The sequence below is a fragment of the Nonomuraea terrae genome (assembly GCF_004348995.1).
GTDB lineage: Bacteria > Actinomycetota > Actinomycetes > Streptosporangiales > Streptosporangiaceae > Nonomuraea > Nonomuraea terrae.
Genome location: NZ_SMKQ01000234.1, coordinates 1 through 13,541, shown reverse-complemented (window position 1 = coordinate 13,541; position 13,541 = coordinate 1). Strand labels below are relative to the sequence as shown.

Here is a 13,541-nt window from a genome sequence, read left to right as displayed (position 1 = left end):
CCACGAAACCGTGGCGGCGTCCGCGCGCCGGGCGAACGCGAAGGTGTACGGCGAGGCCGGCAGCGGTGAGGCGTGCGACGGCGCGGCCGGTGGCGGCGAGGTGCGCGAGTGTACGACCGGTCCGTTCGCTCAGGCGGCCCTGTGGGGCCTCAGCCGGGCGGCCCCGAAGACCACCGGCCGGGCGCCCCTGAAGACCACCGGCCGGGCGGCCCTGCAGAGCACCCGCCGGGCGGCCCTGCGGCGTCTTGCGCGCTGCACGCATGACTCGTGCCTAACACGCCACGCCCACAGTGACTAGACACCTGTACCGAACGGGACTGGCCGAGGGCGGTCACCGCGGCCCCTGGCGGAAGCGGCGTACGCGTCGAGTGGCCACGACGCGCATCACGGCGCGGAGGCCCAGGGACGGCGCGACTCAGCTGCTGGGAACGGTGCGGACGGGCCTGGGGCGTCGGGGTCAGATGGTGGGCGGGAGGTGGACGACGGCGCGGAGACCCGGGGCGGCGTCTTCCAGAGTGACGGTGCCGCCGTGGGCGCGGACGGTTTCCCGGACGATCGCCAGCCCCAGCCCCGTACCGCCCTCGTCGCGGCTGCGTCCCGAGTCGAGCCGGGTGAAGCGGTTGAAGACGCGCTCCCGATCCGCCTCCGGGATGCCCGGCCCGTCGTCGGTGACCGTCAGCACGCCGTCGGCCGTCAGCGCCACCTCCACCTTGGACGAGGTGTGGCGTACCGCGTTGTCCAGGAGGTTCGTCAGCACGCGGCCGAGGTCGAGGGCGTCGCCGCGGACCACGACCGGCGCGCACGCGGTCAGCCGCACCTCGGCGTAGCGGTCCACGGTACGGCGTACCACCTCGTCCAGGTCGACGGGCTCGCGCCGGGCCGGCACGCCGCCGCGTTCGTCCAGGCGGGCCAGCGCGAGCAGGTCCTCGGCCAGCCGCGACAGCCGCATCGTGTCCTCCAGCACCCCCTCGGCGGTCTCCCGCCAGTCCTGCCCGTCGGGATGCCCGAGCGCGACCTCCAGCTGCAGCCGGATGCTGGCCAGCGGGCTGCGCAGCTCGTGCGCGGCGTCGGAGACCAGCGCCCGCTGCCGCTGCTCGGCCTCCTCCAGCCGGGCCAGCATGTCGTTGAGCGTGGTGGCCAGCGAGTGCACCTCGTCCAGCGACTGCGGCACCGGCAGCCGGCGCGACCGGGCGGTGTGGGTGATGTCCGCCGCGCCCCGGCGCAGCGCCGCGATCGGCCGCAGCGTGCGGCCGATCATGAGCCAGCTCGCCACCGCCAGCAGCACGATCAGAACCGGCGTGCCGACCAGCAGCACCCGCCCGGCCGTGGCCAGGCTGGTGAGGATCTCGCCGATGGGCCGGGCCGCCACCACGGTCTGCCCGTGATCCGCGCTGAGCACGATGGCCCGCAGGAACCCGGGGATGGCGTACGGCCGCCCGTCCAGCAGCGCGGCCTCACCGTTCGCGAGGACCTTCGCCCGTGCCTCGGCGTCCAGCAGCGGCACCAGCCGGTCGGTGCCGTACGTGACGTGCGTGATCCGCCCGCGCGCGTCGATGACCTGCACGACCGTGCCGTCGTGGGTGGTGATCGGGCTGGTCAGCGTGCCGGCGTCGGCCGCCACCCGCACGGCCTGCGCCTGGGCGAGCGTCGACTCGTCCACGGTGTCCATCAGCGCCCGTTCGAGCACGCTGAGCAGCACCGACGCCGACAGCGCCAGCGCCAGCGCGAGCACCGCCGAGGCGGCGACCGTGAGCCGGGACCGCAGCCCCTGCCGCCGCCACCAGACCAGCGGCGAGTCAGCCACCGTCGCCCGCCAGCCGGTATCCCGCGCCGCGCACGGTCTGCAGCGCGTTCCTGCCGAACGGGACGTCGATCTTGCGCCGCAGGTAGCCGACGTACACCTCGACCACGTTGGGATCGGTGTCGAACGTGTCCCACACGTGCTCAAGGATCTCCGTCTTCGACACCACCTCGTCGCGCCGCCGCAGCAGGAACTCCAGCAGCGCGAACTCCCGCGGCGTCAGCTCGACCGGGCTCTCGCCGCGCTCCACCCGGCGCCGCGCCGGATCGAGCGACAGGTCGCCGGCCACCAGCACCGACGGACGCCGTCCCGCGTCGCGCCGCATCAGCGCCCGCAGCCGGGCCACCAGGACCACGTACGAGAACGGCTTGGTCAGGTAGTCGTCGGCGCCGAGGTCGAGACCGTCGGCCATGTCGTACTCGCCGTCCTTGGCCGACAGCATGAGGATCGGCACCCAGTTCTCCTCGGCGCGCAGCTGCTTGCACACGTTGTAGCCCGACAGCCTGGGCAGCATGATGTCGAGCACCACGACGTCGTAGTCGCCGTGCCGGGCCGCGTGCAGCCCCTCCTCACCGTCGTGGGCCAGGTCCACGGCGAACCCCTCGGCCTGCAGACCCCGTTGGAGCGCGGCCGCCATCCGCCGCTCGTCCTCGACGACAAGCACTCTCATGCGGTGATTCTCCTGGTCCTGCGCTGAGACGACGCTGAGAAGGCTGAGAGCACTCTCAGCCGCCTGCGGGCGCGCGATCCGCCCGTCACCCCCGATGAGGGCGAACGTCGATCAAGGGGGCGTATGCGCACGCCATGCACTCTAACCACCGGCTCGACCACGGGCTGTGCGGGCGGCTTCCGGGCCGGGCAGGCCGTGGTGCCTGAGCCCGGCCGGCGGGCGCGGCTGAGAGGCGTCTCAGGCTGTCTCAGGCTCACCACAGGATGCATGACGCAGGCTCTGAGCATCGACATACCGTTAAGGAGTGAGATGCGCAGAGGCACGTTCGTGAGGTGGGGAGTGCCGATCGCGGCGGCGGCCGTGATCGGGGCCGCGATCGGCGCCGGCCCGGTGATCGCCGCGGTGAGCGGCGATCCCGTACTGCCGGAACGCTCGGCGGAGCAGTTGCTGGCCGACGCCGCGGCCGCCACCGGCAAGGAGGGCGGCATTCCGCCCATGTCGGGCACGGTGCAGCAGACGGCCTCACTCGGCCTGCCGTCGCTGCCCGCGCTGTCGCAGGCGGGCGCGTCGTCGCCGCTGAGCCTGCTGTCCGGGTCCCATGAGGTGAAGGTCTGGTACGGCGCCGCCGACAAGCTGCGCGTCGCCATGCCGACCCAGATGAACGAGACCAACCTGATCATCAACGGCGGCGAGGCGTGGTACTGGGACAGCGCCACCAACACCGCCACGCGGGTGAGCGTCAAGGCGCCCGCCGCCCCGACGCACACCCCGGCCCCCGTGCCGCAGACGCCCGACCTGACGCCGCAGCAGGCGGCGGAGCGGCTGCTCGCCCAGGCCGACGAGCACACCACCGTCCGGGTGATCAACACGGCGGAGGTGGCGGGCCGCCCGGTCTACCAGCTCGTGCTGTCACCGAAGGACGCGGGCTCGCTGGTGCAGGAGGTGCGGATCGCGCTCGACGGCGAGACGTACGTCCCGCTCCAGGTCCAGGTGTTCGCCAAGGGCTCGGCGGAGCCGGCGTTCCAGATCGGGTTCACCCAGGTGACGTTCACGCCGCCGGCGGCCGAGAACTTCACCTTCACCCCGCCCGCGGGCGCCAAGGTGGAGGAGAACACGCTCGCCCTCCCCGAGGAGGCCGGCAGGCACGCCGAGGAGCACGCCGAGCGGGCCAAGGACGTCGCGGGCGAGGCGAAGGTCGTCGGCGACGGCTGGACGACGGTGGCGGTCGTGCCGTTCGACCTGAACGATGTGACCGCGCAGGCCTCGCAAGAGGGCGGCGAGGGGGCGGCACTGCTCGACAGCGTGCTCGCGTCCGCGACCCCGGTGAGCGGCCCGTGGGGCTCGGGCAAGCTGATCAGCACCAAGCTGGTCACCGCCCTGCTGACCGACGACGGCCGTCTGCTGGTCGGCGCGGTCACCCCGGAGGAGATCACCAGGGCGGCGGGCGTCAAGTGACCGCCGTCACGAGCGAAGCGGGGGCGCCCTTCGGGGCGGCCCCGCCCTCCGGGGGCGAGGCGATCGTCACGCGAGGGCTGACCAAGCGCTTCCGCAGCGGGCAGGTCGCCGTGGACACGCTCGACCTGAGCGTGCCGCGCGGCTCGGTGTTCGGCTTCCTGGGCCCGAACGGCTCCGGCAAGACGACCACGATCCGCATGCTGCTCGGCCTGGTGAAGCCGACCGCGGGGGAGTACTCCGTGCTCGGGCTGCCCCAGGCGGAGGCCCTGCCGCGGGTGGGGGCGCTGGTCGAGGGGCCGGCCTTCTACCCGTACCTGTCGGGCGCGGCCAACCTGATGCGCTTCGACGCCGCCGACCCGACCGCGCCCAGGGCGACCGCGCGACGCCGGATCGCCGAGGCACTCGAACGGGTGGGCCTGTCGGCCGCCGCCGGCAAGCGCTACCGCCACTACTCCCTCGGCATGCGTCAGCGCCTGGCCATCGCCGCCGCCCTGCTGGGGCCGCGTGAGCTGCTCGTCCTCGACGAGCCCACCAACGGCCTCGACCCGCAGGGCACCCGCGAGGTGCGGGCACTGGTCAAGGAGATCGCCTCCGACGGCACCACCGTGTTCGTCTCCTCCCACCTGCTGGCCGAGGTGGAGCAGATGTGCACGCACGCCGCGATCATGCGCACGGGAAGGCTCGTCGCGCACGGCACCATCGCGTCGCTGAGCGGCGGCCTGGCGGCGCGGATCCGGGTGGAGACGCCGGACGCGGCGGGGGCCGCGCGGGTGCTCGGCGCGCTCGGCCTGGCGGACGTCCGTACGGACGAAGGGGGCACGGTGACGGCGGAACTGGGCGGGCACGCGCCCGAGCGGCTCAACGCCGCGCTGGTGGGCGAGGAGGTGGCCGTACGGGGGCTGGCCGTGGTCCGGCCGAGCCTCGAGGACGTGTTCGTGCGACTGACAGGGGAGGGCTTCGATGTCGACGGCTGAGAGCGCGACACCGTCCCGTACGACTTCACCGGCCACGGAGGCCACGACGCCGCCCGCCGGCGGGACCGCGACGGCGACCGCACCGGGGCCGGGGCCGCGGCGGACACCGGGGCTCGTGCCGGTGACGGAGACCCGCGGCACCGCGGAACGCACACCACGCGAGCCCGAGCCCGGCAGGGCGGGCGGTCCTGCGGCGCCGCTGCCCCGAAGGGCGGGCGCGTTCTGGCGGCTGCTCGGCTCCGAGCTGGGCCTGACCTTCCGCCGCCCCCGCAACCTGCTCATGCTGTCCGTGCTCGCCATCGTGCCGATCATCATCGGCATCGCGCTGAGCCTGGTCAGCGCGCCCGACGACGGCATAGGCGGAGTCATCGCCTCGGTGGCGGGCAACAGCCTCATGCTGACGTTCTTCGCGTTCTCGTTCCTGGTGCTGCTGCTCATGCCGGTGACGGTGAGCGTGGTGGCGGGCGACGCGCTCGCCGGCGAGGCCGGCGCCGGCACGCTGCGCTACCTGCTGGCCGCGCCCGCCGGGCGGACGCGGCTGCTGCTGGTGAAGTACCTGAACGCCGCCATCTACGCCTACGCGGCCACGGCCGTGGTGGCGTTGTCGTCACTGCTGACGGGGCTGGTGTTGTTCCCGGCCGGGCCCTTGACGCTGCTGTCCGGCACCACGATCTCCATGGGAGAGGGGCTGGTCAGGATCGCCGTCGCCGTCGGTTACGTCGGCGCCGCCATGGCCGCCCTCGCGGCGGTGGCGCTGGCGCTGTCGGCGTTCACCGAGGTGTCCATCGGGGCGATCGCGGCCACGATGGTGCTGGTCGTCGTCTGCCAGGTGCTGCGCGCGATCCCCGAGCTGGACGTGATCACGCCGTACCTGCTGCCGGCCCGGTTCACCGACTTCGACGCCGTGCTGCGCGCCCCGATCGACTGGGCGGCGCTGTGGGACGGCCTGCTGGCGTTCGCGGCCTACATCGCGCTGTTCGGCTCGATCGCGTGGGCCCGCTTCTCCGGCAAGGACATCACGTCCTGACCCCGTGCCGGGGATCGGCTCCCCGGCACGGGACGGACCGTCAGGCGGTGGGACGGCGGCGCAGGCCGAGGACGCCGACCACGACGCCGACGACGCCGACGACGAGCCCGGCGCCGCCGAGCACGCGGGCCGTGGTGTCGGAGGCGCCGGAAGCACCGGCCGCGGCCACCGGCGTCACCGACGGAGCCGCGGCGGCCGGCGACGCGCTCACCGGCGCGGCCCCGTGACCGCCTCCGGCAGAGGACGCGGGCACCAGCTTGAGCAGCGGCGCGGGGTGCTCCGGCTCGCTGCCGTCGGCCTTCGGCGCCTGTGCCCAGTCGACGACCTCACCGCCCGAGTACGTCTGCTTCGTCGGGAAGACGAGCTGGTCGACGTCCGTGGGCAGCTGCCCCATGGACACCTCGAACTCCTGGAACTCGCCGGGCTTGATCTCGCCGCCCGACCAGACGACCTTGGTGACGGCCTCCTCCAGGGGGCCGTACTCGGTCGTGACGGGCTGGGGCAGCTTGCCCTCGGTGACTTCGACCTTCCAGCCCGGTACGGGCTTGACCGTGACGAACGCCAGCGGGTGGTCGGTGGGGAAGGACACCTCGACCTTGGTGGTCGAGGCGTCGTCGCGCTCGTTCGGCACCCGGAAGGCGACCTTGGAGAACGAGCCCTGCTCGGCGGTGCCCGGCTGGATGGTGACGTGCGCCAGCGCGGGCAGGGCGAGGGCGGCGGTGAGAGCGGTGGTGGCGGCGAGCACGGTCGCCGCACGGCGTACGAAGGACATGCGGAATCTCCACTTGGGTCTGGAAAGAACGAGGTGTCAGAAGGTCAGGCGGGCAGTGGAGGACCACGCCTGGCCAGGCAGTGCCGGAAACCCGGCTGAGGGGGGACGATCCGGGTGCGGACGACCGGCGCGCACGGGCGCATGGCGGGCACGGCGGCCGGCGGTTCCAGCAGCACGAGTCGGCGGCCGAGGCGGCGTAGCACCGACCAGAGCGCGGCCTCGCCCCGCGACAGCCACAGGCCGGTGATCACCGTGGCGGTCAGGTGGGTGAGCAGCATGCCGGCGTTGACGGCCAGACCGCCCTGGGCGTGGCCGTGCACCGAGACGTAGGCGGCGCCCTCGCCGGCGAACAGCTCGTGCAGCCCGATCTGCGCGCCGACCAGCACGATGTTGATCGTGCCCGCCGAACGCTCCCGGCCGCACAGCGTGAGCCCCAGCACGGCCACCGCCGCCAGCGCGAAGCCGGCGGTGCCCGGCTCGGGGGCGGAGCCGCCGCCGAGCAGGTGGGCGAACGCGGCCAGCGTCACGCAGACGGCGGCGAAGGCGGCTGTCCGCGCGAGCCTCAGGGGTAGGTGCGCACGCATGGGTGTGCCCCATGCTCTCACGGGGCAGGCAGTCTTACGACCTCTTGTTCCAAGCTGCGCAATGGCTGGGCCGTAAATGGCTTTTGTCGCTATGGTCGTCTCCACCACGTTCACATAGAGGTGAGAAGATTGCGGCATTTGGGTGGATTAGTTGTCGGACTCGTGGTGACCGCGGCCGTGATCGGAGGCGGCGGCTGGGCGGTCCAGCAGGCCGCACTCAACGCCTCGGCCGACCTGCCCAGCAACCAGAACCTGTGGATCGCCCTCGGCGCGTTGGCCGCCGTCGGGCTGGTCGTCGGTCTGGTGGCGGCGGGCCGCATCTCACCGCTCGCGACGTTCGTGCCCTCCATGGTGCTGCTGGCCTGGACGGTGGTCTACGCGCTGGACAAGACGCGAGCGCTGTCGTTCATCCCCTCGGAGGAGTCGGTCCACCAGATCATCAGGGACGCCGGCCTCGGCAACCGCACGATGCTCACGACCGGCCTGTACGCCCTGCTCGGCGTGGCCCTGTTCATCCCCGTGCTGATGCCCTCGCGCTGGGCGCGCCGGGACGACGAGCTCGACGACGACTACGAGCCGCAACCGGAGGGCAGCTACTACTGAGTGCCGGCGGTGTAGAGGCGGGTCACGACCTCCTCGATGGAGGACTGGCCGGGCGCGGTGGCCATCAGCTCCTCCAGGCTCCCGTCGAACGCCAGCCGCCCGTGGCCGATCAGCACGACCCTGCGGCACAACCGCTCGATGTCGCCCAGGTCATGCGTGGTCAGCAGCACGGTCGTGCCGCGCTCGGCGTTGACCCGCCGCAGGAAGTCGCGGATGCCGGCCTTGCTCACCACGTCGAGGCCGATGGTCGGCTCGTCCAGCACCAGGACGTCCGGCGCGTGAAGGAGGGCCGCCGCCAGGTCGCCGCGCATGCGCTGGCCCAGGCTGAGCTGGCGCACGGGCGTGCGCAGGAACGCCCCGAGGTCGAGTGTCTCCGTCAGCTCGGCGAGGCGTGCTCGGAACGTCACTCGATCTACTTGGTAAAGGTGTCGGATCAGCGCGAAGCTGTCCACGAGCGGCAGGTCCCACCACAGCGTCGTCCGCTGCCCGAACACCACCCCCAGGCGCCGCGCCAGCGCGGTGCGCCGCCGCGACGGGTCGAGCCCGGCCACCCGGACCGTGCCCGACGTGGGCGTCAGGATGCCGCAGAGCATCTTGATCGTGGTGGACTTGCCCGCGCCGTTCGGGCCGAGGCAGCCGACGAACTCCCCGGCCGTCACGGTCAGCGACAGATCGCGTACGGCGTGGACGACGTTCCGTTTCACCTTGAACGAGCGTCCGGCCCGGTCCAGCTCGATCATGATCATCAACTCCCGGTGGATCGGTAGTGGCGGATGCCCTGCCGCCAGGCCAGCGCGGCCAGCAGGGCGAGGACGAGGGCGGCGGCCGGTCCGAGGAACCGCATGGCCCCGGGTGTGCCGAAGGGGTCGTCGCGGTCGAGGACGTACAGGCCGGGCTGCCAGTTGACGAAGGCCAGCGGCAGTACGTACGTGACGCCTTTGACCAGGTCGCGGGCGTAGACGGCGAGCGGGTACTGGGTGAGCTGGTTGCTGCCGTAGGTGAAGGCGCTGGTGACCTCGGGCGCGTCGGTGAGCACGAACTGCACGGCCCCGGCGAGCGTCCAGAGCGCGGCGAAGATGACCACCCCGGTGGCCACCATGACGGGGATCATCCAGCCGCGCTCCCAGCCGATGCCGAGGGCGGCGATCGCGTACCCGAGCACGACGGCGGCCTGCAGGACCCGGCCGGCCCTGGTGGGGTTGAAGCGGTCGGTGGTGAGCTGGACCCAGGCGCCGGCCGGCCGGATGAGGAACGTGTCGAGGGTGCCGGCCTTGATGTGCTGGCTGACCCGGTCGATGTTGCTGACGAACGTGTCGCACAGGGTGAAGGACAGGCCGGCGGCGCCGTACAGGAAGAGCACCTCCTCGCGGGAGAAGCCCGCCAGGGCGGTGGTGTTGGCGAAGATGATCAGGACCACGGCGACGTCGAGGGCGGCGGCGACGAAGCCGAGCAGCACCATCAGGGCGAACGAGGCCGGGTACGCGGCGGCGGCGCGCGTCCACGTCCACGCCAGCAGGAAGTACGTCCTAACCACCCTGGATCACCACCTTGTGGCGGACCGCCCGCGTGCCGAGCGCGCCGAGACCGAGCAGGACGACGGCCCAGAACACCTGGACGGCGAGCGTCTCCAGCACGGGGGCCTTGCCGAGGTAGAGGTCGGCGGGCAGCTGGACCATGGCGGCCCACGGCAGCGCGTTGACCAGGTCACCGAACCAGCCGGGGAAGAGGTTGAGCGGCACCAGCATGCCGCTGAAGAACGTGGTCAGCACCATCGACAGGACGGCCACGCCGCGGTCGTCGAGCAGCCAGCCGACCGACAGCGCGATCAGATAGCGCCAGCCGAAGCTGATGACCACCGCGATGGCGAACCCGGCCAGGAACGCCGCCCACCGGCCGGGGTCGGCGGGCACGACGATGCCGAAGACGGCGGCACCGAGCAGCATGGGCGGCAGGCCGCGGACGACGAACAGGTAGGCGGCCCTGCCGGCGTCCTCCGCCAGTGTCCACAACTGCAGGGAGGCGGGGCGGACGAGGTCGAGCGCGACGTCGCCGCTGCGGATGCGCTCGGGCAGCGACAGGCCGCCGCCGAAGAGCTGCATCGGCCCGATGAACGCCTGCGTGACGAAGCAGAAGGTGACGGCGTCGGCCACGTCGTAGCCGCCGAGGCCAGGGCGGGCCTGCCACAGCGCGATGAGGACGTAGGCGCGCAGCACGCCGAACACGCTGTTGGTGAACGCGCCGGCGAGCGCCGCCCAGACATAGGTGGCGTGTTTTCTGAAGCCGTACCAGACGAGCCTGGCATAGAGGGGGGTCGTCGCACACCTCCGAGTGACGGAGCGATGACAGGACGTGCCTGGATCAGCGCACGGATTTACCGATGGGAAACACGCGATTATCGGCCGCGAGGCGGTGGCCCCGCAACGAATTAATCGCCGGGGTGCGGGACGGCCCTCCTGGGGCAGAAGACCAGGACGACGCCCAGCCGGAGAAGGGTCGGCGGAAGGGGCTCAGGGCGAGGGCGCCGTGTCACAGGGCCGAAATATCCATGTAAGGGACGAGATACTTACTGGCCGGTAGGACGATGTTGAAAGGGGAACAACAGTCCTCGGAGGGTCGATATGGGGATCGACAAGGATGTGGTGCCGGACTACCCCATGAGCTGGCAGGCCCGGGCGCTCATCGGGCTCATGTGGGGCACCTTGAAACCCGCGTCCAGCCTGCTCATGCGCCACCCGCTGGCGTTGTTCGGGGCGGCCCGGCTCGGTGACCTCGCGCGGCTGGTCCAGGTTCCCCACCCGGCGCACGTCTCGCTCGGGCAGGAGGCGTTCACCGCGTGCGGCGGGGAGTGGGTGCGCTGCGGCGAAGGGGTCGACGAGCGCAAGGTGGTGCTGTACCTCCACGGCGGCGGCTACTTCTTCTGCTCGCCGTGCACGCACCGGTCCATCACGTGGCGGTTGTCGGCGATCGCCGGGCGGCCGGTGCTGGCGCTGGACTACCGGCAGGGGCCGGTGCACAAACTGGCCGACTCGCTGACCGACGCTCTGGACGCGTACGAGTGCCTGCTGGGGCGCGGGCACGCGCCCGAGGACGTCATCGTGGCGGGGGACTCCGCGGGGGGCCACCTCACCCTGGCGACTCTGCTGGCGCTGCGCGACCGGGGGATCCCGCTTCCGGGGGCGGCGATCTGCCTGTCGCCGTGGGCGGACCTGACCGACAGCCCGCGCCGGGAGAACCGGTGGCAGGACCCGCTGCTGCCGGAGAGCCGGGTGCGCTGGCTGGCGCGGCGCTGGACGTCCGGGCTGGACCCGCGTGACCCGCTCGTCTCGCCGGTGCACGGGGACTTCACGGGCCTGCCGCCGCTGATGATCGTCACGGGGTCGACGGAGGTGCTGCGCGACGAGGCCCGGCGCGTGGCGGCGCGGGCCAGGGAGGCGGGGGTGCCGGTCTGGTACGAGGAGTGGCGGCGGATGCCGCACGTCTTCCCGATCCTGGCGGACGTGGTGCCCGAGGCGCGGTTGGCCTTCCGGCACATGTCACAGTTCTTGACGGCGGTGGCCGAACGCGCGGATTCGGTGGGCGGCACGGCCGCAGCGTGACTATTGTCCGTTTTGCCAAGATCGGCGTACGCTGGCGCGGCGGAAAGTGTAAGGTTAGGTATACCTAACATATTGTCAGGGGGCTGTTTTGGCTGAACATCGGGGCGTCGTCCGGCGGACCGAGCGCATCTCCCGCCACATGGTACGCGTGGTCCTCGGCGGCGACGGGCTGGCGGACTTCGCCACCTCCGGGCTCACCGACCACTACGTGAAGCTGATCTTCCCGTATGACGGGGTGGACTACCCCGAGCCGTTCACCATGCAGCTGTGCCGGGAGACGATGCCGCGCGACCAGTGGCCGCGGCTGCGGACGTACACCGTGCGGGCCTGGGACCCCGACGCCCTTGAGCTGACCCTCGACTTCGTCGTGCACGGCGACGAGGGCCTGGCCGGGCCGTGGGCCGAGCGCGCCGTGCCCGGCGACGAGCTGCTCATGCTGGGCCCCGGCGGCGGCTACGCGCCCGACCCCGACGCCGACTGGCACCTGCTGGTGGGCGACCTGAGCGCGCTGCCGGCCATCGCGGCGTCGCTGGAGGCGCTGCGGGAGGGCGCCCTCGCGCACGTGTTCGTCGAGGTGGACGGGCCCGAGGACGAGCAGAAGCTGACGACGGCCGCGGACGCGCGCGTCACGTGGGTCTACCGCGGCGACCGTCCCGTGGGCGTGGGGCTCGTGGAGGCGGTGCGGGGGCTGGAGTTCCCCGAGGGCGACGCGCACGCGTTCGTGCACGGCGAGGCCGGGTTCGTCAAGGAGCTCCGCCGCCACCTGCGGGTGGAGCGGGGGATCGGCCTCGACCGGCTGTCGATCTCCGGTTACTGGCGGATCGGCGTCGACGACGAGGCGTGGCGGGCGGTCAAGCGCGACTGGAACCGTCAGGTCGAGGCGGAAGAGGCCGCCGCGATCGCCTCCTGAGTCGCCCGTTTCACCACTTCAGACCACCTGATCACACTATTTACTGACTTAAGGGGTACGAAAGCCTTGCCTCCAATACCCCTTATGTAAGACGTGCGGAAAGCCTCTCCGGATGCGGCCACAGTGTGCTTGGCCGTGACCGCGGACAGGAGAGGCGAACCGGATGGCGCGTGGTGCGAGCGACATGCCTGCGGGCGTGCGACCGCTGACGGTGGGGGACCCGGTCGTCATCGGCCGATATCTGCTCCTCGGCCGCCTCGGCACGGGCGGGATGGGAGTGGTGTACCTGGCCGAACACCCTCAAGGCGGCCTGGTCGCCCTCAAGACGCCGCACGCGGTGCATCTCAACGATGCCACGTTGCGGGCCCGCTTCGCTGAGGAAGTGGCGTTCTCGCGCAGATTAGTGCCGTTCTGTACGGCCGCCGTCGTCGAGGACGGCACCGACCGGGACCGTCCTTACCTGGTCACCGAGTACATCCCGGGCCCCGCGCTCTCCCAGGTCGTCCTGGACCGGGGGCCGCTCACGCCCGACCTGGCCTACGGCGTAGCGCTGGGAGTGGCCGCCGCGCTCGTGGCGGTGCACGAGGCGGGGCTGGTGCACCGGGACCTGAAGCCGGGCAACGTGCTGCTGTCGCCGAAGGGGCCGCACGTCATCGACTTCGGCATCGCCCGTGACGTGGACACGGCCGGCGCGCTCACGCAGGCCGGGCAGGTCATGGGCAGCCCCGGCTGGGTGGCGCCGGAGCGGCTGACCGGCGGGCCCGCGCTGCCGTCCTCCGACGTGTTCGCCTGGGGCTGCCTGGTGGCCTTCACCGCGACCGGGCACCATCCGTTCGGGGGCGGGGAGCCCGACGTGCTGACCCGGCGCATCCTGTTCGAGGCGCCGCGGATTGACGGGGTGCCCGCCCTGTTGCGTCCCGCCGTGGCGGCGGCGCTGGCGAAGGAGCCCGCCGACCGCCCGAAGGCCGCCGACCTGCTGCGGGCGCTGCTGGCCGCCGGGGGAGTGGCGGAGCCGTGGGACCTGCGCCGCGCGGTGGAGGACGTGCTCGCCAAGACCTGGACGCCCGTACCGCACACGGGAGGGCACGAACGGCTCGCCGAGGAGATGGAGCGTTCCGGGCCGCGCCGGCGCCGGGCCCAGTCGGGGGC

Annotated in this window: 15 protein-coding genes; 8 read left to right on the top strand and 7 right to left on the bottom strand. The window is 72.4% G+C overall.

The window, feature by feature from the left end; genetic code table 11:
* A partial coding sequence (locus tag E1286_RS49630) for a hypothetical protein (protein WP_223190864.1) occupies window positions 1–298 on the top strand: 298 nt, incomplete at its 5' end.
* A 159-nt stretch (window positions 299–457) separates the two neighbouring features.
* Here E1286_RS49630 and E1286_RS40755 read toward each other — a convergent pair.
* Together E1286_RS40755 and E1286_RS40750 are read right to left on the bottom strand one after the other, a co-directional pair.
* The gene (locus tag E1286_RS40755) at window positions 458–1,804 is read right to left on the bottom strand and encodes a sensor histidine kinase (protein WP_132621650.1); all 1,347 of its coding nucleotides are present in this window, start codon (window positions 1,802–1,804) and stop codon (window positions 458–460) included.
* Window positions 1,797–2,471, bottom strand: coding sequence for a response regulator transcription factor (locus tag E1286_RS40750; RefSeq protein WP_132621648.1), 675 nt, complete (start codon window positions 2,469–2,471; stop codon window positions 1,797–1,799). The genes E1286_RS40755 and E1286_RS40750 overlap by 8 nt, the downstream gene beginning before the upstream one ends.
* A gap of 309 nt (window positions 2,472–2,780) precedes the next feature.
* On the opposite strand from E1286_RS40750, the gene E1286_RS40745 reads away from it, so the two are divergent.
* The 3 genes from E1286_RS40745 to E1286_RS40735 are packed head-to-tail and all read left to right on the top strand — an operon-like array spanning window position 2,781 to window position 5,927.
* The gene (locus tag E1286_RS40745; protein WP_132621646.1) at window positions 2,781–3,926 is read left to right on the top strand and encodes a LolA family protein; all 1,146 of its coding nucleotides are present in this window, start codon (window positions 2,781–2,783) and stop codon (window positions 3,924–3,926) included.
* Entirely contained in the window at window positions 3,923–4,900 is a 978-nt protein-coding gene (locus E1286_RS40740) for an ABC transporter ATP-binding protein (protein ID WP_132621644.1), read from the top strand. The genes E1286_RS40745 and E1286_RS40740 overlap by 4 nt, the downstream gene beginning before the upstream one ends.
* Complete coding sequence (locus E1286_RS40735; protein ID WP_132621642.1) at window positions 4,887–5,927, top strand: ABC transporter permease; 1,041 nt, start codon at window positions 4,887–4,889, stop codon at window positions 5,925–5,927. Before E1286_RS40740 ends, E1286_RS40735 begins: the two co-directional genes overlap by 14 nt.
* Before the next feature lie 40 nt (window positions 5,928–5,967).
* On the opposite strand, the gene E1286_RS40730 is transcribed toward E1286_RS40735, so the two are convergent.
* A complete protein-coding gene (locus E1286_RS40730) occupies window positions 5,968–6,699 on the bottom strand; it encodes a YcnI family copper-binding membrane protein (protein ID WP_132621640.1) in 732 nt (243 codons plus the stop codon).
* 44 nt (window positions 6,700–6,743) lie between these two features.
* Window positions 6,744–7,283, bottom strand: coding sequence for an MFS transporter (locus tag E1286_RS40725; protein WP_246075597.1), 540 nt, complete (start codon window positions 7,281–7,283; stop codon window positions 6,744–6,746).
* Window positions 7,284–7,448: 165 nt separating this feature from the next.
* On the opposite strand from E1286_RS40725, the gene E1286_RS40720 reads away from it, so the two are divergent.
* Window positions 7,449–7,886 carry a hypothetical protein gene (locus tag E1286_RS40720; protein ID WP_246075596.1) on the top strand — a complete coding sequence of 146 codons (438 nt, stop codon included), beginning with the start codon at window positions 7,449–7,451 and terminating at the stop codon, window positions 7,884–7,886.
* Here the strand turns inward: E1286_RS40720 and E1286_RS40715 are convergent.
* The 3 genes from E1286_RS40715 to E1286_RS40705 are packed head-to-tail and all read right to left on the bottom strand — an operon-like array spanning window position 7,880 to window position 10,099.
* Window positions 7,880–8,626 (bottom strand): ABC transporter ATP-binding protein, encoded by a 747-nt coding sequence (locus E1286_RS40715; RefSeq protein ID WP_132621636.1) that lies wholly within the window; start codon window positions 8,624–8,626, stop codon window positions 7,880–7,882. The genes E1286_RS40720 and E1286_RS40715 overlap by 7 nt on opposite strands.
* 5 nt (window positions 8,627–8,631) lie before the next feature.
* Window positions 8,632–9,420, bottom strand: coding sequence for an ABC transporter permease (locus E1286_RS40710; protein WP_132621634.1), 789 nt, complete (start codon window positions 9,418–9,420; stop codon window positions 8,632–8,634).
* Window positions 9,413–10,099, bottom strand: coding sequence for an ABC transporter permease (locus E1286_RS40705; protein ID WP_246075595.1), 687 nt, complete (start codon window positions 10,097–10,099; stop codon window positions 9,413–9,415). The genes E1286_RS40710 and E1286_RS40705 overlap by 8 nt, the downstream gene beginning before the upstream one ends.
* 405 nt (window positions 10,100–10,504) lie before the next feature.
* On the opposite strand from E1286_RS40705, the gene E1286_RS40700 reads away from it, so the two are divergent.
* The 3 genes from E1286_RS40700 to E1286_RS40690 all read left to right on the top strand — a co-directional run.
* On the top strand, window positions 10,505–11,482 hold the full coding sequence (locus tag E1286_RS40700) for an alpha/beta hydrolase fold domain-containing protein (RefSeq protein ID WP_246075594.1): 978 nt from the start codon (window positions 10,505–10,507) through the stop codon (window positions 11,480–11,482).
* 88 nt (window positions 11,483–11,570) lie between these two features.
* Window positions 11,571–12,392: a siderophore-interacting protein gene (locus tag E1286_RS40695; protein WP_281282842.1), complete on the top strand. Its 822-nt coding sequence runs from the start codon at window positions 11,571–11,573 to the stop codon at window positions 12,390–12,392.
* 163 nt (window positions 12,393–12,555) lie between these two features.
* Window positions 12,556–13,541: serine/threonine-protein kinase (locus E1286_RS40690; protein ID WP_132621630.1), on the top strand; the 986-nt coding region annotated here is incomplete at its 3' end.